This window comes from Paenibacillus apis, assembly GCF_018333295.1.
GTDB lineage: Bacteria > Bacillota > Bacilli > Paenibacillales > Paenibacillaceae > Fontibacillus > Fontibacillus antibioticophila.
Window position 1 is genome coordinate 1 of sequence record NZ_BORS01000095.1, and the last position, 216, is coordinate 216.

1 rRNA gene is annotated in these 216 nt (G+C 50.5%); it reads left to right on the top strand.

Annotated elements, in window-relative coordinates:
- Positions 1–216 (top strand): 23S ribosomal RNA (locus KI362_RS25470); the annotation flags it as partial.

Sequence of the window (216 nt, forward strand, 5' to 3'; positions counted from 1 at the left end):
ATCTGGTAAGGCTAAATACTCCCTAGCGACCGATAGTGAAGCAGTACCGTGAGGGAAAGGTGAAAAGCACCCCGGAAGGGGAGTGAAAAAGAACCTGAAACCGTGTGCTTACAAGAAGTCAGAGCCCTATGCGATTTTCCTCGGAAAACGCACGGGTGATGGCGTGCCTTTTGTAGAATGAACCGGCGAGTTACGTTTGCAAGCAAGGTTAAGCCG